Origin of the sequence: Pseudomonas chaetocerotis, from assembly GCF_015712105.2 — a bacterium.
In the GTDB taxonomy this organism is placed as follows: domain Bacteria; phylum Pseudomonadota; class Gammaproteobacteria; order Pseudomonadales; family Pseudomonadaceae; genus Aquipseudomonas; species Aquipseudomonas chaetocerotis.
In genome coordinates this window covers 41368-58587 of the sequence record NZ_JACFYX020000009.1, presented here as the reverse complement: position 1 = coordinate 58587, position 17220 = coordinate 41368, and the positions used below count along the sequence as shown (strand labels likewise).

The 17220-nt window shown below is 60.2% G+C and carries 16 protein-coding genes; 10 read left to right on the top strand and 6 right to left on the bottom strand.

The features are described 5' to 3' along the window. Window positions 1–76: 76 nt before the first annotated feature. Window positions 77–979 carry a LysR family transcriptional regulator gene (locus H3221_RS16735; protein ID WP_031306760.1) on the bottom strand — a complete coding sequence of 301 codons (903 nt, stop codon included), beginning with the start codon at window positions 977–979 and terminating at the stop codon, window positions 77–79. 114 nt (window positions 980–1093) lie between these two features. On the opposite strand from H3221_RS16735, the gene H3221_RS16730 reads away from it, so the two are divergent. Continuing rightward, on the top strand, window positions 1094–2062 hold the full coding sequence (locus H3221_RS16730) for a cyclase family protein (RefSeq protein ID WP_196476493.1): 969 nt from the start codon (window positions 1094–1096) through the stop codon (window positions 2060–2062). Window positions 2063–2259: 197 nt separating this feature from the next. On the opposite strand, the gene H3221_RS16725 is transcribed toward H3221_RS16730, so the two are convergent. After that, entirely contained in the window at window positions 2260–3198 is a 939-nt protein-coding gene (locus H3221_RS16725) for a LysR family transcriptional regulator (RefSeq protein WP_196476492.1), read from the bottom strand. 89 nt (window positions 3199–3287) lie between these two features. On the opposite strand from H3221_RS16725, the gene H3221_RS16720 reads away from it, so the two are divergent. The 7 genes from H3221_RS16720 to H3221_RS16690 all read left to right on the top strand — a co-directional run bounded on the left by H3221_RS16720 (window position 3288) and on the right by H3221_RS16690 (window position 11734). Further along, the gene (locus H3221_RS16720; protein ID WP_196476491.1) at window positions 3288–4106 is read left to right on the top strand and encodes an NAD(P)H-dependent oxidoreductase; all 819 of its coding nucleotides are present in this window, start codon (window positions 3288–3290) and stop codon (window positions 4104–4106) included. After that, window positions 4103–4393, top strand: a complete 291-nt coding sequence (locus H3221_RS16715) for a hypothetical protein (protein ID WP_196476490.1) — start codon at window positions 4103–4105, stop codon at window positions 4391–4393. The genes H3221_RS16720 and H3221_RS16715 overlap by 4 nt, the downstream gene beginning before the upstream one ends. Window positions 4394–4954: 561 nt before the next feature. After that, entirely contained in the window at window positions 4955–5884 is a 930-nt protein-coding gene (locus tag H3221_RS16710) for a LysR family transcriptional regulator (RefSeq protein WP_021490175.1), read from the top strand. 595 nt (window positions 5885–6479) lie between these two features. Beyond that, window positions 6480–8192 (top strand): sigma-54-dependent Fis family transcriptional regulator, encoded by a 1713-nt coding sequence (locus H3221_RS16705; protein ID WP_196476489.1) that lies wholly within the window; start codon window positions 6480–6482, stop codon window positions 8190–8192. A 298-nt stretch (window positions 8193–8490) separates the two neighbouring features. After that, window positions 8491–9069: a nuclear transport factor 2 family protein gene (locus tag H3221_RS16700; protein WP_196476488.1), complete on the top strand. Its 579-nt coding sequence runs from the start codon at window positions 8491–8493 to the stop codon at window positions 9067–9069. A gap of 237 nt (window positions 9070–9306) precedes the next feature. Then, window positions 9307–10782 carry an aldehyde dehydrogenase family protein gene (locus tag H3221_RS16695; RefSeq protein ID WP_196476487.1) on the top strand — a complete coding sequence of 492 codons (1476 nt, stop codon included), beginning with the start codon at window positions 9307–9309 and terminating at the stop codon, window positions 10780–10782. A 400-nt stretch (window positions 10783–11182) separates the two neighbouring features. Next, window positions 11183–11734, top strand: a complete 552-nt coding sequence (locus H3221_RS16690) for a helix-turn-helix domain-containing protein (protein ID WP_196476486.1) — start codon at window positions 11183–11185, stop codon at window positions 11732–11734. A gap of 337 nt (window positions 11735–12071) precedes the next feature. Here the strand turns inward: H3221_RS16690 and phnE are convergent, their stop codons facing one another. The 4 genes from phnE to H3221_RS16665 are packed head-to-tail and all read right to left on the bottom strand — an operon-like array spanning window position 12072 to window position 15299. Further along, window positions 12072–12833, bottom strand: coding sequence for a phosphonate ABC transporter, permease protein PhnE (gene phnE, locus H3221_RS16680; RefSeq protein WP_196476485.1), 762 nt, complete (start codon window positions 12831–12833; stop codon window positions 12072–12074). Then, complete coding sequence (locus H3221_RS16675) at window positions 12830–13657, bottom strand: PhnE/PtxC family ABC transporter permease (RefSeq protein WP_196476484.1); 828 nt, start codon at window positions 13655–13657, stop codon at window positions 12830–12832. The genes phnE and H3221_RS16675 overlap by 4 nt, the downstream gene beginning before the upstream one ends. Beyond that, window positions 13651–14451: a phosphonate ABC transporter ATP-binding protein gene (locus H3221_RS16670; RefSeq protein ID WP_196476483.1), complete on the bottom strand. Its 801-nt coding sequence runs from the start codon at window positions 14449–14451 to the stop codon at window positions 13651–13653. The genes H3221_RS16675 and H3221_RS16670 overlap by 7 nt, the downstream gene beginning before the upstream one ends. Then, complete coding sequence (locus H3221_RS16665) at window positions 14448–15299, bottom strand: putative selenate ABC transporter substrate-binding protein (protein WP_196476482.1); 852 nt, start codon at window positions 15297–15299, stop codon at window positions 14448–14450. The genes H3221_RS16670 and H3221_RS16665 overlap by 4 nt, the downstream gene beginning before the upstream one ends. A 135-nt stretch (window positions 15300–15434) precedes the next feature. Here H3221_RS16665 and H3221_RS16660 point away from each other — a divergent pair, with 135 nt between their 5' ends. Together H3221_RS16660 and H3221_RS16655 are read left to right on the top strand one after the other, a co-directional pair. Beyond that, window positions 15435–16325, top strand: coding sequence for an NAD(P)-dependent oxidoreductase (locus H3221_RS16660; RefSeq protein WP_196476481.1), 891 nt, complete (start codon window positions 15435–15437; stop codon window positions 16323–16325). Continuing rightward, on the top strand, window positions 16322–17107 hold the full coding sequence (locus tag H3221_RS16655) for a hydroxypyruvate isomerase family protein (protein WP_196476480.1): 786 nt from the start codon (window positions 16322–16324) through the stop codon (window positions 17105–17107). The genes H3221_RS16660 and H3221_RS16655 overlap by 4 nt, the downstream gene beginning before the upstream one ends. The last annotated feature ends 113 nt before the right edge of the window (window positions 17108–17220 follow it).

Sequence of the window (17220 nt, the reverse complement as noted above, 5' to 3'; positions counted from 1 at the left end):
TAAGAAGTCGGCGGCGCGACAGCTTTGGGAAAACTTTCTCTCCACTCCTGTTGGCTTACAGGCGTCATTTCTTGAGCTACAGGGCTTCTAGCGTCTCCTTAAAGCGGGACTTGAGGTAGGCCACCAGCACGCTCACCCTGCGCGGCAAATACTGGCGATTGGGGTAAATAGCATGCAGGGTGCGCGCAGTGGGTGGGTAATCCGTCAGCACCGGTAGCACAGTCCCGGCATCCAGCTCTTTGTCGACCATGACCCTCGGCACCAGGCCGAGTCCCTGATGGTTACGCACCGCCTGGATCAGCAGAAGGCTGTTATCCACGGTCAGTCGCCCCCCCACCCGCACCGAGCGAATCTCATCACCCGCGGTGAACTGCCACTCTGTGGCGTCGCTACTGCGGCTATAGACGATGCAGTTGTGCTGGGCGAGGTCCTCTAGGTGGCTTGGTACTCCGTGTCGTTCCAGATAGGCAGGGGTTGCCACCACGACTCGCTGCAGCGGCATCATCGGCATGGCCACCAGATTCGAATCGGCCAACTCGGCAGATCCACGCAGCGCCAGATCGATGCCATCGCGCACCAGGTCAACCGGCTGATCACTGAGGCGTAACTCCAGTTGCAGCTGCGGATGCTCATTCTGGAAATCCAGCAGCAGCGGCCCGATCAGGGTCAGCGTCAGCGACACCGGGGCGGATATCACCAGGCGCCCAGCCACCTGCTGGCGTTCCTGGCTGAGCTGATCGTGCAGCTCCTGGGTGTCCTGCTCGACACGCAGGCAGTACTGGTAAAACAGCTGACCGGCTTCGGTGAGTTGCAGGCTACGCGTGCTGCGCTGCAGCAACAGGTTCTGCATCCAGTCTTCCAGGTATTTGACGTACTTGCTGATGGTGGCATTCGAGCACGCCATTTCATCTGCCGCAGCCGAAAAACTGCCCAGTTTGACCACGCGCACGAAGCAGCGCATTGCCTGCAATCTATCCATCCCCACCCACCTGGCCTTTTGCGAAACACGAAAAATACTTTCGCGATCCCTCTGTTTTTCCGTCCTCTGCGCAACCCTAGAGTAACGACCGCTACCTATTGCGGAGAACGTCCCATGAAATACCTATCACTTGTCGCCGCGCTCTGCCTCGGCACGCAACTGGCCCAGGCAGACACCACCACGGTTGGTCAAAGCCCCTGGGGCAGTGCCGACGAAATTGGCGCCCTGAACCGTATCACTCCAGAGTCAATTCTGAATGTCGTAAAGCGCGTAAAAAGCGGCAAAACCTACGATCTGAGTGTCGAGTATTACGTGGGCATGCCCAGCTACTACTTCCTCGGGCAACCGCGCTACCAGATCTGGAATGTGCACACCCCGCAAGGCACCATCGTTGACGACCCCAATGGCCTGGGCAAGGAGAAGAACAGCCTGATCAGCTACTCCGGATCAGCCATCTCGATGTATGCCCACACCGGCACGCATATCGACGCGCTGTCGCACTTCGGCCTCAAGGGCAAGATCTACAACGGCTTTGCCACCGAGGAGCATCTGGGTGATCGCGGCTGGCACAAGGCCGGTGTAGAGAATTATCCGCCGATCATCGCCCGTGGTGTATTGCTCGACGTGGCGCGTTACAAAGGCGTCGAGGTACTCCCCGAGTCCTACGGCATCAGCGTCGAGGATTTGCGCCAGACGGCAAAAGCACAGGGCATCCGCTTTGAATCCGGCGATGTCGTGATGGTACGCACCGGGCGCATGCAGTGGTTCAAAGAGCCGGAGCGCTTCATGCACAACACCCCCGGCTTGACCCGCGAGTCTGCAGACTTCCTGGCAGAGCAGGGCGCGGTGGTGATCGGTGTCGACAACATCAGCACCGATGTCTGGCCGTCCAAGGAAAAAGACAACTGGATTCCTGTGCACAGCTCAATGCTGTCGATCAAAGGCGTCCCGATCATGCAGAACGTCTACCTGGAGGAGCTGGCCGCCGACAAGATTTACCAGTTCGCCTGGTTCGGCGCACCGCTGAAGTTGCGCGGAGCTGACGGCGCACCGATGCGACCGGTGGCCCTGCCAATCGACTGACCCGCCACACAAAAAGGGGACCAAAAAGGGGGCAGATTTATTTACTGGATGATCGTCCGCTATTGGCCGGTAGGCGCCTGCCGTGACAGGCTGTAACTGGCCAGAGCAGCGAACACTATTTCCGGTTTAAGCCATGTCTGCCGCGAATACATAAACGCCGCGAGCTATGTGAGGCCGCATTTGAATAATGCGATGAACTACCCAGCCTGACTATTCGATTCGTTGAATCGGGATGCTCGAGAATCGGCTACGAGAGTGATGAACTCACGTACCCATCTGAAGCCAGCGTGCCCATCCGACCGCTCATGCCAGAACATGCCAATCGCAAAACCCTCCACCGGCAATGGAGGCGCTACGCACAGCAGCTGCTCGCCACGACCTTCTACGAGGCGGCTTGGAACCAGGGCCACACAATCCGACTGCGCGACCAACTCCGGGACTGGAAGAAATGACGATGCTGACAGAACTACGTTACGCCGCAGCCCTCGTGCTACCAAGGCGTTATCCACCGAGGTAGAGAAGCCTCCGCCGCGTAGTGACACCACGACATGTTCCAGCTGCGCGAACTCATCCACCGTCAGGTCCGCGCGCAGGCTTGGATGCCCACGACGTCCAATCAGCACGTAACTCTCATCGTAGAGGTGTTGCGAGTGGAGTGCTGGCGGAGCCCCGTTCATGTTTATCACGGCCAGATCCACTTCGCCGCGGGTCATCTGCAGCTCCAGCTGTGGTACGTCCAGGATGCGCAGTGCGATACGGACACCCGGCGCTTCGGGTCGCATGGCGACGACAAGATGCTTGATCAAGGCCGCCTGCACGTAATCCGTGCAGGCGATTGATACCGTCAGGCTCGCCGTCGCGGGCTCGAAATTCAGGTGAGTAGTGACGGTGGCCCTTACTTGGTCAAGTGCTTGGCGAAGCGGCACCAGCAGCTCCAAGGCTTTGACGGTGGGGGTCATTCCACGCTGCGCGGGGATCAGAAGAGGGTCGTTGAAGACGTCGCGCAGACGGCTCAACTGCGCGCTGACTGCTGGCTGGCTCAAATGCAGACGGGCGGCCGCCCTGGTCACATTCTGCTCGATGAGAAGGGCCTCCAACGTCACAAGCAGATTGAGATCAAGGCGTCTGGTATCCATCGAACTTATGCTAGCAGGAAATTTTTGCGATTTCACAGATTGGCCGAGCCCCGCGAGACTTCATCGAAATCACAGCGGAGCCGTCCTTCATGTCGAAAAAAGTACTGATCATCCATGCCCATCCCGAGCCTTCGTCGCTAACACGGCAACTGGTGGATGTGTCTGTTGAATGCTTGACTGCGCAAGGGCACGAGGTCCTGCAATCCGATCTATACGCCATGGGCTGGAAAGCGATATTCGACGAGCACGACTTTCCTGAGCGGGCCAATCTTCAGCGGCTGTCGTTCGGCGCAGAGTCTGCTCACGCATATCGCCATGGCCGCCAGACCGCCGACGTAGCGGCAGAGCAAGACAAGGTCATTGCGGCAGATGCCGTGATCTTTCAGTTCCCGCTTTGGTGGTACGGTATGCCGGCCATCATGAAGGGATGGATAGATCGTGTTTGGGCAGCCGGACTTGCCCACAACTTCAAGGACGCAGGCAACACCTATCGCTACGGAGATGGGGCCTTCAAGGGCAAGCGGGCCATGTTGTCAGTCGCTGTCGGCGGCCCCGCAGAAGATTACTCGCCGCGCGGTATCAACGGACCACTTGAGCAATTGCTGTTTCCGATCACGCACGGCTCGCTCTACTTCCCAGGGTTCGATGTGCTGCCTACGTTCGCCGTATACGGCACTGGCCACTTGACTGCCGTCGGTGCTGACGCGGCCAAGGAGGCTTGGCGCAGCCGTCTGGAGGGTTTGTTCGAGGACGCGCCGATACCCTTCCGGCCCCAGAATGGTGGGGACTACACGCCCCGCAACGAGCTTGAACCGCATGTGGCCGTGGGCCAGACGGGGATAACGGCGCATGTTGCTGATGGCGAAACAACTCAGCGGCAGCAGCTGGAAACGGAGGGGGCGTTATGAAAACCTTCGTGATTCTGACTCGCCGCGCTGATGGAGCGGCAGAGGACTTCAAGCGACTGGCGAAACCGGAGGTATTGCACGTTTGGCAAGGCTTCGCTGACGGTATTGTTCGCGCAGTTCATGGACTGGCCGCTGGTCCAGGTGCAGCGTTCGAGCTGGAGTCCACCACCTTCGAGGAAGCGCGTGATTACATCGAGGCGCTGCCTTACGTTCAAGAGAATCTGCTACACGTGCAGTATTGCGAGCTCAAGCCTTTCTCTGACTACGAGAAACTCGTTTCCTCCTGATTAACGATCAGCGCAGATCAACTCCATTTGCACGGCGCTGCATGCTGCAGCGAGATTTGCTCGCAGCATGCACGTTGCGTCAGGCCGGGATTCGTCTGATGCGAGGTGACCGGTACTGAGCTACACGGTGTCCTTGCGCTGTGCTCTATCCAACCCATTGGAATCAATTCTCCGAAGCAGGCCTTAGGTCTGCACCGGGTGTCGTAGTGCCCCGCAGCAGATTTCTCAATTGCGGCGCGCGAACAGCCGTCTGCTGAAGAACTTATGAGGCAGCGGCGCGCAGTCGAGCTATGAAGAAACCCAGTCGTTCCGGCTTCCTCATTTGAACGTTGATAGGCGGTAGTGAGCTTCATCACCTGACCACCCGGCACAGCCCATGAGTCGCTGCCGCTTTTTGGCCGGTTTGGCTGACCATCCTTGTCCTCCCGTAAGCGGAGGACAAATCCATAGAGGTCCCTTGATCTCGCCGATAAATCTGCTTTCTGCTGGTATTGTGCGGAGCCAGCAGCGCTTGGGCGGTGGGTCTGAAAAGTATGCAAGTCAATTTCTCTGGATAAGAGCATGAATAAACTATCTGAAATGCATGCTTTCGTTGCGGTAGTGGACAGCGGGAGTATTTCCGAGGCCGCTCGTCGTTTGGGCACGGCCAAGTCGATGGTTTCTCAGCGCATTCAGCAACTCGAGAAACGTCTAGGATGCATCCTGCTCGAGCGTGGCCGGCAGACTCGCCTGACTGAATCGGGTGAGGTTTTTTACCGCCATTGCACCGGAATTCTCGCTGACATAGAAAATGCCGAGAATGCCGTTCTGACCTCCCAGTCGAGTGTCCGCGGAGATCTGCGCATCGCTGCTCCGATGGCGTTCGGCATGAGATATCTGACGCCGATTTTGGCGTCTTTTGCCAAGCAATATCCTGAGTTGTCTCTGGACGTTGAGTTCGACGACCGGCGCGTCAACTTGCATGAAGAGGGCTTCGATGCGGCGGTGCGTATTGGCGAGTTACCGGACTCTTCGCTGGTGGCCAAAATCATCACACCCAACCGCCATATCATCTGTGCCAGCCCTGACTATCTGAATGCACATGGCACGCCACAGACACCACAAGACCTGGCTCAGCATTTCGCCTTGCTCTATGTCAATCGCGAGCCACATGGCATGTGGACGCTACCGGTGAACGACACATTGGAGTCATTTCGTGTGCGCTGCCGAATGCGCACCAACTGTGGTCATCAACTCATGGAAGCGGCGAAAGCAGGCCTCGGGCTCGCTATATTGCCCACCTTTCTGGCCGCGCAGGCCATCGTGGACGGTGAGCTGATAGAGGTGTTGGAGCCTTATGCTCCCCGAGGCGGCAATATTTCTGTGGTCTATCGCCAATCGCAAAAAGGCTCGCACAAGCTTCACGCACTGAGCAGCTTCCTTAGCGAGCAGATCGGCAACCCGCCAATCTGGGACCAGATGCTGACAACCAGTTCGCAATCCCGGCAGTGAGTCGTTCGAGAAAAACGAAACACCGATTCGATTTTTCCAGGCTTATGGCGAGGGTCTCTCCGACTTATCCTTTTTTCAGCTGAGCGCGCTGTACGCGAAAGGATCAGTGTCAATGTTCCATACCGCTCGCCGTGGCGTGTTTGCCAGGATGTATTCGGCTAACCCGTGTGGTTTGGCGCGTGGAACCAGGCCTATTGGCAGGCCGGTAAAGGCTTATGGCTAAGCTACCGTTCAGAGCAACGATTATGAGATTGCCTGAAATTGCAGGTGCGAGCGTCAGTCACTGCGTTCACCCCGGTCCTCGAGCGGGCATTCGCCTGGTATTCGAAGCAATGGGGGAGAGGCCTCGTGTAGCGCCCGGCTTTCGCTCAATCCAGCGACTTGAGCCGTGGCCGTCTTAGTTGATCAGCCCTTGATCATGGCTCCAGTGCTATCCGTCAACCCTGCGCCGCCCTGGCGGCTTCTCCGGAGCAGCCCCGCTCTGCGCATCCACACTGACTGGAACCGAGTGATATCACGATCGCTCGCTTCGGTCTTCTTATTCGGTGGCACAGATCCATCAAGCCGCTCAAAACAATAATCGAGGCCTCCTTCAATGGCTATCAGCTACAAGCCGGAGCTGCAGTATTCCGGCTTTCAGGACCTAAGCGATCAGGTTCGCTTCCAAAGCACAGAAGGTAAAATCTGGTTTGGTGAGCAGCGCATGTTGCTGATGCAGGTGTCGGCGATGGCTAGTTTGCGCCGTGAACTCATCAATACCCTCGGCATCGAGCGCGCAAAAGGGTTCTTCATGCGCCTTGGCTACCAATCCGGGCTCAAGGACGCCGAATTGGCCCGCAAGCTCAGGCCAAACAGTCCGGAACTGGAGATGTTCCTGGTTGGACCGCATCTGCACTCCTTGAAAGGCATGGTCAATCCGAAACCCATCCAGTTGGAACTGGATCAGGAGACCGGCCACTTCTATTGCGAGCTTGAATGGGTTGATTCATTCGAGGTCGAGACCTGCCTGACGGAGGTGGGTGTGATGGATGAGCCGGTTTGCTGGTCCTTGCTGGGCTACGCATGTGCGCACTGCTCTTCGTTCATGAAACGCGAAATCATCATTCAGGAAACGAGCTGCCGCGGGTGTGGTGATGAGCGCTGCATCATCATTGGGAAACCCGCTGAGGAATGGGATAACGCAGCAGAGTTCAGAAAGTACTTTCAAAGCGACCCCATCATCGAGGAGCTGTATGAACTGCAATCGCAGGTCAGCTCACTGCGCACGAGCCTGGAGAAGCAGGAGGGCCAGTACTACGGTATTGGACGCTCCCCTGCCTATATGAAGGTCTGCAAGACGATCGACAAGGCAGCCAAGGGCAAGATTTCGGTCCTGTTGCTCGGAGAAACCGGTGTCGGCAAGGAGGTCATCGCTCGCAGCGTGCATCTTCGCAGCGATCGCGCCGAGCAAGCCTTTGTCGCGGTGAACTGTGCTGCCATTGCGCAGGACTTGATCGAGGCTGAACTGTTCGGCGTTGAGAAAGGCGCTTATACCGGCGCCAATCAGACCCGCCCGGGGCGCTTCGAGCGCGCCAGCGGCGGGACCATCTTTCTGGACGAGGTGGTAGAGCTGACGCCCAGAGCGCAAGCGACCTTATTAAGGGTGCTGCAAGAGGGGGAACTCGAACGTGTGGGGGGCTCTCGGACCCATAAGGTCGACGTGCGAGTCATTGCTGCCACCAATGAGAGTCTCGCCGATGCGGTGGAGGCGGGCCGGTTTCGCGCGGATCTTTATTATCGACTGAACGTTTTTCCGGTTCAGGTCCCCCCTCTGCGTGATCGGCTCGAGGACCTGCCGCTGCTGGTAGAGCACTTTCTAAGCAAGTTTCATCTGCAGTATCACAAGCGCACGCTAGGTTTGTCAGACAAGGCACTAGAGCTGTGTCTCAGTTACGCGTGGCCTGGAAATATCCGCGAATTGGAGAATGTGATTGAACGCGGCGTCATCTTGACTGACAGCAACGAAACCATAGGACAGGACGCGCTCTTTGCGGTTTTCCCGAAGGCAGGCACTGTGCGTGGTGATCGTCTTAACGCCGATGGCACGCTGGTTCAGGCTGAGGACACAGCAAGCACGGCCGATTGGGTCACGCAAATCTTCGAACGAAACATAAGCCTGGAAGCGGTGGAAGAACAGCTGATGCGACGGGCAATGGACCATGCTCAGCAAAACGTTGCGCAAGCCGCTCGAATCCTCGGATTAACTCGACCTGCGCTAGCTTATCGTCTCAAGAAAAGCGGCATCCTTGATGAGGATGCAACTGAGTGATTTCAGTTGCCTTCTCGGACGGATCCAATCGATTGCGAATTTTTGCGGCATTAACCAATTGATCAATGGGCTGCCCTGATTTATCAAATGATGAATTCAACCCTCTTTGATAAACAGTGGATTTGAGCTGAATCCCGTCTGCTACAAGCCTATCCTGCTGATAAATATAGCTTTTCTCCAGGGTTTGCTGCGATGGCATACCCTTTGCTGTAGTCCTGCCAGTTGCTGGGTATGTACCCGTACTTAGCGACGTGTTTGTACTTGCGTATCACAAATGGCAGTTAATCGGAGAAAGCCCATGATCACCTCTAAAATTAAATCGCTCGCTGCAGCAATTACACTCGCTGCGTGCATTGTGACGGTTACTCCTGCGGTCGCGCAGTCAACCAGCGAAGCACAGTCTGCGGCTTCACTTTCGGTAGTCATGGAGTTTCTGGCCAATACTGCGCCCGATAAGGTTGAGGCGGCTGCCGAGAAGCTGGCAGCTCCGGACGCCACTTATGTTTCTCTCAACTTCGATAACCCGGAATTAAGGAAAATCTTGCCTTGGACGGGCACAAACAAGGGTCCGAAAGCCTTTAGTTCATTATTCCTGCAGGTCCAGGATTACTGGAAAATCGAAGACTTCACCATCAGCACTAAAATCTCCTCCGGAGAAGATGTGGCGATTTTCGGTAAGTTCACCTACCGGTCCGTGGCGGTCGACCAGGTATTCACTTCGCCGTTCTCCATCCATGCCAAGGTGCGTGACGGCAAGATGATCTATTTCCAGTTCATGGAAGATACCTACGCGTCTGCCAGTTCCTTCCGACAGTCTGGCGCCTGGACTGTGAAGACCTCTGCGAACGCAGCCCCCTTTGCGGTGGGTGCGGATTAACGATTTCGATCGCGAGGACCAAGCCTTGTGTCGGCATCCCAGAGCGTGAAAACACTCCTGGCGTGCCGGCAGATAGCGCCCAGATGAGGGAGCACATCATTGCCAACCTCTCGCCATGCGCCGTTTCCAGAGATGCCGTTGGCGCCAGCCAGGGTGACCTGATGGTCGCCCAACGGACCGCAACCATGCGAGGACAGGGCCTGACAATTCACATCAGGCAAAACGCAGGAGTTAGCCATGAATATTCATACCCCGCACACGTCCAGGCATGCGTTGAACTGGGTCGGCGGCGAGTGGATGGGCTCGGATACGATCCGCGGATCCATCAACCCTGCCACCTATGAGGTCATAGGTACCTATGCCGAAGGGGGCAGTGAAACCGCCGAAGCGGCCATCGCCGCGGCGAAACGCGCGATGCAAGAGACCGATTGGGTGCACGACCGCAAGCTGCGTGCGCGCGTGCTCGACAACCTTGCAGACGCGTTCGAACGCAATCGGGGCGAACTTATCAAGATCCTCTGCACCGAGAACGGCAAGATTCAACGCGAGGCCAGCTTCGAAGTCGATCTTTGCGCGCCGTCACTGCGATATTTTGCCGGCATCGTGCGCACTGAGGCCGGACGGGTCGTGGACTCCAAACCGGGCAGAATCGCGATGATGGTGCGCCAGCCGATGGGCGTGGCGGGAATCATAGTGCCCTGGAACTCCCCGATAATCCTGACCGTAAGATCGCTGGCGCCTGCGTTGGCGGCCGGCTGTGCGGTAATCATCAAGTTGCCGGGCAAAAGTGCGCAGATCGCCTCGACCCTGTCCAAGATCTTCGCCAACGCGACTGAATTGCCCCGCGGCGTGATCAATGTTTTCACCGACGAGACTGGCGATGGCGCCAAGCATCTCGTCGCCTCGCCGCAGGTGCCGATCATCAGCTTTACCGGTAGCACTGGGACCGGCAAGGCGATCGCGCTCAGCGCCGCACCGCACTTCAAGCGCGTTGGGCTGGAGCTCGGCGGTAAGACGCCATCGATCGTGTTCGACGATACCGATCTCGATCTCGCGCTACCCATCCTCGAAAAGTCAGTCACGGTGTTTGCGGGCCAGTTCTGTGTGACGGGGCAGCGGGTGATCGTGCAGGAAGGGATCGCCGACGAGTTTCGCAAACGCTTTGCTGAACGTCTGCGTGCGGTAAAGGTTGGGCCTGCGGCAGACCTGTCGAGCGACATGGGCCCGATGATCGACCGCGAGAACGTCGAGCGCGTCGATAACCTGGTTGAGCGCGCCATTGCTCAGGGCGCGCAGAGCATTGTGCGAGGTGGTCCGGTAGTCGAAGGCCCGCTGTCGAAAGGCGCATTCTTTCGCCCCGCGTTTCTGGAGGTAAGCGATCCGACGATGCCAATCGTCCAGGACGAGACGTTCGGGCCGGTGGTCACCATGCAGAGGTTTGCGACGGAACAGGAGGCCGTTGCGTTGGCCAACGACAGCATCTATGGCCTGGGAGCGAGCATCTGGACGCGCGATCTCTCCAAAGCGCTGCGGATCGCGCCCCGGATCGAAGCGGGTATGGTCTGGATCAACGAGTGGGGCGCACTCGGCGAAGACAGCGAGGAGGGCGGTTCCAAGCAGTCGGGGCTCGGCCGTCTGAATGGTGTGGCTGCGATCGAGGACTTCACCGAGATCAGAACGATCACGCTCAACCCAGGCCTGATGGATAACTAAGTGTGGCCTGATGCCCGGGCGCTATAACGTCAGTACCGAGGGCAGATATCTCCAACTTCGCCTTCGGCGGTCAAGATATCGCGCCACAGGTCAATCATAAGTGTCGATTGATTTTGGCTGGCAATAAATGTCACGCATTTGGACGTCCAGTTCTTCTGAGTTCTCCATCAGTGAGGCCGTAGAGCGGGATCAAGAAACGGGTGTCAGTGGTAGTAGATATGTGCCGGTTGAGTCAGTTTTTTCCTGCGAGCGGTTTTCGTAAATTTTGGCGGCGCACAAAAATCGGAAATATTTCTCAAATAACTATTATGGTTTTGGTTGTGTTGAGAGCGCACCATTTGACTATCTCATAAGTAATACGAAGCTCATGAATTAACCACCCGATCTAGGAGCGCGAGCTATGAGCGAAAGTATCGATACGGGTATTGTGTTGAGTAACAGTGGCGTCGGTCGCTCTGACCGTGCAGAACAGTCAAGACGACTGTTGATGTTGCTAATGGAAACGGAAAGGGCAATTTATCGTGATCCTGATATCGCATCGACTTATCTTAATCAGGCAATTAGCTTGCTGACAGTCACCAGGCATAACAAACACAACCCATACAAGCCTCGCGGAGGGTTGGCGAGCTGGCAGAAATCGCGCGTAGATAAATTCATAAATGACAATATCAGTAGCAGTATACGGACAGTCGAACTTGCTTCATTGCTCAGTTTGAGCGCCAGCCATTTTACACATGCCTTCAAACAAACGACCGGTATGACCCCTTTGGTATACGTCGCGACGATGCGTGTGAAGGCTGCGCAGCAATTAATGCTTTGCTCCATGCATTCCTTAAGCGACGTTGCGCTAAGTCACGGCTTCTGTGATCAGGCACACTTTTGCCGTGTATTCAGGCGGGAAACAGGTTTGTCGCCGCAAACGTGGCGAAGGTTATATGCCTCCAACGCCTGACTATCCAATCCGTCATTTGACAAAGGTCAGCACTGCATCATGAGTGGGGGAAGTCCAGTTATGTAATGGGATGCTATTTAATGTGCTTGAGGTTTCACTTGATCGTCCTGCTCGTGGTGTATCTGTTCATGCCCATGGCCACGCGCGCGTTTGCAGGCTGGCTGAGGTCTCACAATCGGGTGGGCGATCTTGAGGCAGGAATAAACCTCGGCGGCTTTCAACTGCCGGCGGTTTGCTCGGCACCGCTAACCTGGCTCCTTCGGCTGTGCCGATGCCCCGGACTGGTCGCGGCGCTTTACGAACAGACTGGCCGCCAGGGCACAATGCCGTATTCGGCTCAGCTCACCCACCGCTGCCGCGCCCAGCCGCTCAGACCATCCACCGCCAGCACTAGCAGTAACATGGCCAGGATCACCGTGGCCGCCTGCGCTTCCTGGAACAGGCTGAGCGACACGTAGAGCATCTGCCCCAGGCCGCCGGCACCGACGAAGCCGAGCACGCTGGCCATGCGGATATTGTTCTCCCAGCGGTACAGGGTGTAGGCCACCAGTTGCGGCCAGACGCCGGGCAGGGTGCCGTAGCAGAAGGCGACCATGCGTCCGCCGCCGCTTTCGCGGATCGCGTCAGCCGGTTCGCGTGGGGTGTTTTCCAACGCTTCGGCGAACAGGCGGCCGAGCACGCCGGCAGTGTGCAGGGCCAGGGCCAGGGTGCCGGCGTTGGGGCCGAGGCCGGCGGCCAGCACCATCAGCGCCGCCCACACCAGTTCGGGGATGGCGCGCAGGGCGTTGAGCAGCAGGCGTGTGGCGTGCAGGGCGAAGCCGCCGAAGCGCCCGGCGGCTGGCAGCGCCAGGGCCAGGCCGAGCAGGGCGGCGAGCAGGGTGCCGATGGCGGACATGGCCAGGGTTTCCAGCGCACCACGGCCAATGGCCTGCATGTGTGCGCTGGTGAAGTCCGGCTGCAGGAAGCCACTGGCGTACTGGCCCATCTGCGCCAGGCTGTCGCCGGCGACCAGGGCGCCGAGGTCGATGCCCAGGTAGAGGAACGAGGCGACCACCGCGCCGAGCATGGCGGCAAGCAGGATCAGGTTGCCGCCTCTCATGTCAGCCTCACGCGCAGCAGGCGGCTGAACTGGTCGGCCAGCAGTACCAGCAGCAGGAAGGTGAGCAGCATGCTGGCCACTTCGCCGCCGGCGAACATGCGCAGCGACAGGTCGATCTGCTGGCCCAGGCCGCCGGCACCGACGAAGCCCATCACCACCGACGCGCGAATGGCGCATTCCCAGCGATACACGGTGTAGGAGAGCATTTCTCCCGCAGCGTTGGGCAGCACGCCGTAGGCGAAGGCGGCCAGGCGGCTGCTGCCGGCGCCGAGTAGCGCGCGGGTGGGGCGGGCGTCGACCGACTCGAAGATTTCCGCATAGACCTTGCCGAGCATGCCGGCGTAAGTGATGGCGATGGCCAGCACGCCGGCGGTGGGGCCGAGGCCGACAGCGCGCACGAACAGCAGTGCCCAGACGATCTCCGGCACGCTGCGCAGGAAGATCAGCAGACCGCGCACCGGCCAGCGCGCCAGGTTCGCCCACCAGGCCGGACGGCCACCCCGGTGCACGGCTGACAGCGACAGCGCACGGCTGGCCAGCAGCGCGGCGGGGACGGCGATCAGCAGCGCCAGGCTCATGCCGGCGGTCGCGATGGCCAGGGTTTCCAGAGTGGCGCGGCCGAGCAGGGCGAGGAATTCGCCATCATGCGCAGGCGGCCAGAAACCGGCGAGGAAGTTGCCCATGGCGCGGGTGTTGTCGCCATCGACCAGCACGGCCAGGTCCAGCTCGCTCAGGCTGATGCCCGGCCACAACAGCAGCAGCGCCAGCGCAGTGATCAGCAGGCGCGGCAGGGCGGCGGGGTCGCGTGGGGCGGCGGTCAGCATCGCGGGATATGCACCGGCTGCGGCTGCACGGGTGAGCTGGGCGTGGCCTGCAATTGTTCGTTGGCGTACAGCGCTTGCAACTGTTCGGGCTGCACCTGCGTCGCCGGCAGATCGAAGACGATGCGTCCGTCGCGAATGCCGATCACCCGGGGGAAGTGCGCCAGCGCCAGGTCGACGGCATGCAGGCTGGCCAGCAGGGTCATGCCGCGCTCGGCGGCCTCGCGGTTGAGCACGGCCAGGGTGTGGCCGGCCAGTACCGGGTCCATCGCCGAGACCGGTTCGTCAGCGAGAATCAGCTCTGGCGCCTGGTACAGCACGCGGGCGATGCCGACGCGCTGCAACTGGCCACCGGAGAGCTGGTCGCAGCGCTGGTAGAGCTGCTCGCTGATATCCAGCCGCGCCAGGGCGGCCTGGGCACCGTTGGCATCCAGCGGATGCAGCAGGTTGATCAGGCCCTTGGCCAATGACCACTGGCCAAGCTTGCCGGCCAGCACGGCAGTGACCACGCGCTGGCGCGGCGGCAGCGGCGGTGCCTGGTGGATCAACCCGATGCGCGCACGCAGACGCTGGCGCTGGCGAGCGGCCAGGCGCCAGGGGTTGTGTTGTAGCAGGTCGATCTCGCCGTGCGTGGGTTGCAGGCTGGTGGCCAGCAGGCGCAGCAGGGTGGTCTTGCCGGCGCCCGAGGGACCGATGATGGCCACCCGTTCGCCGGGACTTACCTGCAGATCGATGTTGTCGAGCGCGACCTTGCCGTTGGCGTGGGCCAGGCCCACGCCACGCAGGCGGATGCTCACTTCAACAGGCCAGCGGCGCGAGCAGCTTCTTCGATGCCTTCGTAGTTCGCCGGCTGGGTCTCGATGAAGCGGCTGGCGGCCTGCAGGTCGAGAATCGCCTTCTGCTCGGGCTTGGCCGGGTCGAGGGCGAGGAAGGCGCTCTTGATCTTCTCTTGCAGCGCCGCATCGAGGTTGCCGCGCACGGTCCAGTTGTAGTCGTAGTAGGTCGGGGTGGTGGCGAAGACCCTGACCTTGGCGGTGTCGACCTTGCCGGCGTCGACCAGCTTTTGCCATACCGAGGCGTTGAGCACACCGCCATCGGCCTTGCCGGCCTGCACCCAGGCAGCGGTGGCGTCGTGGGCGCCGGAAAAGGCCACGCGGCTGAAGAAGTCTTCCGGCTTGATGCCGTCCTGCAGCATGAAATAGCGCGGCATCAGGCTGCCGGAGGTGGAGGACACCGAGCCGAAGGCGAAGGTCTTGCCCTTGAGGTCCTGCAGGGATTTGACCGCCGGGTCGGAGGTGATGAACGTGCTGGTGAACTCGGCGTCCTGCTCACGCTGTACCAGCGGCACGGCGTTGCCAGTCTTCAGGCGCGCCTGGACGAAGGTGAAACCGCCCAGCCAGGCCATGTCGATACGGTCGGCGGCCAGCGCTTCGACCACGGCGGCGTAGTCGGCCACAGGCACGAACTCCACCTTCATGCCCAGTTCCTGCTCCAGGTAGGCGCCCAGCGGCTTGAATTTGCGCAGCAGTTCGGTAGGGGCTTCGTCAGGGATGGCCGAGACCTTGAGGACATCGGCAGCTTGCGCCAATACAGCAGATACGGACAGGGCGATACCGGCGGCGAGCGCCAGGGTGTTCTTGAACATGTCGGATTCTCCGGTTCAATAGCGGGGAAGGCGCGCGGAGTATAGTGGCCTGGCGCTGCCGATGCAGCCCCGGCAGCACACAACTGACGCCGAGGTTAAGATGCGGGTCTGATCTTCATTGCCTGGAGTTGATCGATGACCGCAACGCTTCCCGCCCTGGCCTTCGCCGGGATTGGTCTGATGGGCCTGCCGATGACCCGCCGCCTGCTCGCCGCAGGCTACCCGCTGACCCTGTGGAACCGCACGCCGGACAAATGCGCGTCGCTGCTGGCGCAGGGCGCGCACCGTGTGCAGAACCCTGCCGAGCTGTGTCGCGATGCCAATGTGGTGATGCTTTGCCTGGCCAACACCGAGGTGGTGCGTGAGGTGGTGTTTGGCCCGGGCGGGATCGTCGAGGGCGCGCGGCCGGGGCAGTTGCTGGTGGACTTTTCCAGCCTGGAGCCGGCGGCCACCCGGGAGATGGCCGCCGAGTTGGAGGCGCGCACCGGCATGCGCTGGGTGGATGCGCCGGTTTCCGGCGGCACACCCGGCGCCGAGGCCGGAACGCTGGCGATCATGGCGGGCGGCCGGGAAGAGGACGTGGAGCGCGTGCGCCCGATTCTCATGCATCTGGGCCAGCGCCTGACACGCATGGGCGAGGTGGGCGCCGGGCAGGTGACCAAGGTGTGCAACCAGATGATCGTCGCCTGCAACGCGCTGGTGATCGCCGAAGTGGTGGCGCTGGCCGAGCGCTCCGGCGTCGATGCCAGTCTGATAGCGCCGGCACTGGCCGGTGGTTTCGCCGACTCCAAGCCGCTGCAGATCCTCGCGCCGCAGATGGCCGCCAGCCAGTTCGAGCCGATCAAGTGGCACGTGCGCACGCTGCTCAAGGACCTCGACACGGCGGTCAAACTATCCCGTGAGCAGGGCAGCGCCACGCCCATGAGCGGCCTGGCCGCGCAGCTGATGCGCCTGCACGGCAGTCAGGGCAACCTGGAACGCGACCCGGCTACGCTGGTGGAACTGCTGCGGGAGCAATGCCCATGAAGATCGCCGCCAACCTGTCCATGCTGTTCACCGAGTTGCCGCTGCGCGAGCGTGTGCTGGCGGCGATGACGGCGGGTTTCGAGGGCGTGGAGATTCAGTTTCCCTACGACCTGCCGGCGGTCGCTCTGAAAGAAGTGCTGGAGTTGACTGCGCTGCCGTTGGTGCTGATCAACGTGCCGGCCGGCGACCTGATGACGGGTGGCGCCGGTCTGGCCGGCGTGCCGGCGCGACAGGCACAGTTCGATGCCGCGTTGCAGGAGGCGCTGACCTACGCCGCCATGGCGCACCCGGCTTGCATCAATGTGCTGCCCGGCCGCCTGGCCGAAGGCGTGAGCCGCGAGCAGGCGCTGGATTGTCTGGCCGCCAACCTGCGCAAGAGTGCCGAGGCCTTCGCGACGTTGGGCATTCGCGTACTGGTGGAGGCGATCAACCCCATCGACATGCCGGGGTTTCTGATCAACACGCCGGAGCATCTCGATGAGCTGTTGCGCGCGGTGGATCACCCGAATCTGGCGGCGCAGTACGATCTCTACCACATGGCGCGCCAGGGGATCGACGTGACCGCAGGCATGCGTCTGCTGGCCGGGCGTATCGGCCACGTGCAGTTCGCCGATATGCCGGGGCGCGGTGCGCCGGGTACAGGTGAGCTGGCGTTCCCGGCGCTGCTCGGTGCGCTACGTGACTGCGGTTACAGCGGCTGGCTGGGTGCCGAGTACAAGCCCGGTGAGGCGGGCACGCAGGCGAGTCTGGGTTGGTTGGCGCAGTGGCAACAGCGCACTTAGGGTGCGCCGCACGCACCGGGATTCGGAGCGGGTCGGCGATGCGTATCTTCGATTGATGTTGCGGCTCGGTGCGCATGGCACACCCTACGGGAACTCGACGGGTAGGGTGCGCT

Coding starts and splice junctions, on each gene's coding strand:
- H3221_RS16695 (WP_196476487.1), top strand. CDS start 9,307: ATGAATATTCATACCCCGCACACGTCCAGGCATGCGTTGAACTGGGTC.
- H3221_RS16730 (WP_196476493.1), top strand. CDS start 1,094: ATGAAATACCTATCACTTGTCGCCGCGCTCTGCCTCGGCACGCAACTG.
- H3221_RS16690 (WP_196476486.1), top strand. CDS start 11,183: ATGAGCGAAAGTATCGATACGGGTATTGTGTTGAGTAACAGTGGCGTC.
- H3221_RS16675 (WP_196476484.1), bottom strand. CDS start 13,657: ATGCTGACCGCCGCCCCACGCGACCCCGCCGCCCTGCCGCGCCTGCTG.
- H3221_RS16710 (WP_021490175.1), top strand. CDS start 4,955: ATGAATAAACTATCTGAAATGCATGCTTTCGTTGCGGTAGTGGACAGC.
- H3221_RS16700 (WP_196476488.1), top strand. CDS start 8,491: ATGATCACCTCTAAAATTAAATCGCTCGCTGCAGCAATTACACTCGCT.
- H3221_RS16720 (WP_196476491.1), top strand. CDS start 3,288: ATGTCGAAAAAAGTACTGATCATCCATGCCCATCCCGAGCCTTCGTCG.
- H3221_RS16725 (WP_196476492.1), bottom strand. CDS start 3,198: ATGGATACCAGACGCCTTGATCTCAATCTGCTTGTGACGTTGGAGGCC.
- H3221_RS16715 (WP_196476490.1), top strand. CDS start 4,103: ATGAAAACCTTCGTGATTCTGACTCGCCGCGCTGATGGAGCGGCAGAG.
- H3221_RS16735 (WP_031306760.1), bottom strand. CDS start 979: ATGGATAGATTGCAGGCAATGCGCTGCTTCGTGCGCGTGGTCAAACTG.
- H3221_RS16655 (WP_196476480.1), top strand. CDS start 16,322: ATGAAGATCGCCGCCAACCTGTCCATGCTGTTCACCGAGTTGCCGCTG.
- H3221_RS16665 (WP_196476482.1), bottom strand. CDS start 15,299: ATGTTCAAGAACACCCTGGCGCTCGCCGCCGGTATCGCCCTGTCCGTA.
- H3221_RS16705 (WP_196476489.1), top strand. CDS start 6,480: ATGGCTATCAGCTACAAGCCGGAGCTGCAGTATTCCGGCTTTCAGGAC.
- phnE (WP_196476485.1), bottom strand. CDS start 12,833: ATGAGAGGCGGCAACCTGATCCTGCTTGCCGCCATGCTCGGCGCGGTG.
- H3221_RS16660 (WP_196476481.1), top strand. CDS start 15,435: ATGACCGCAACGCTTCCCGCCCTGGCCTTCGCCGGGATTGGTCTGATG.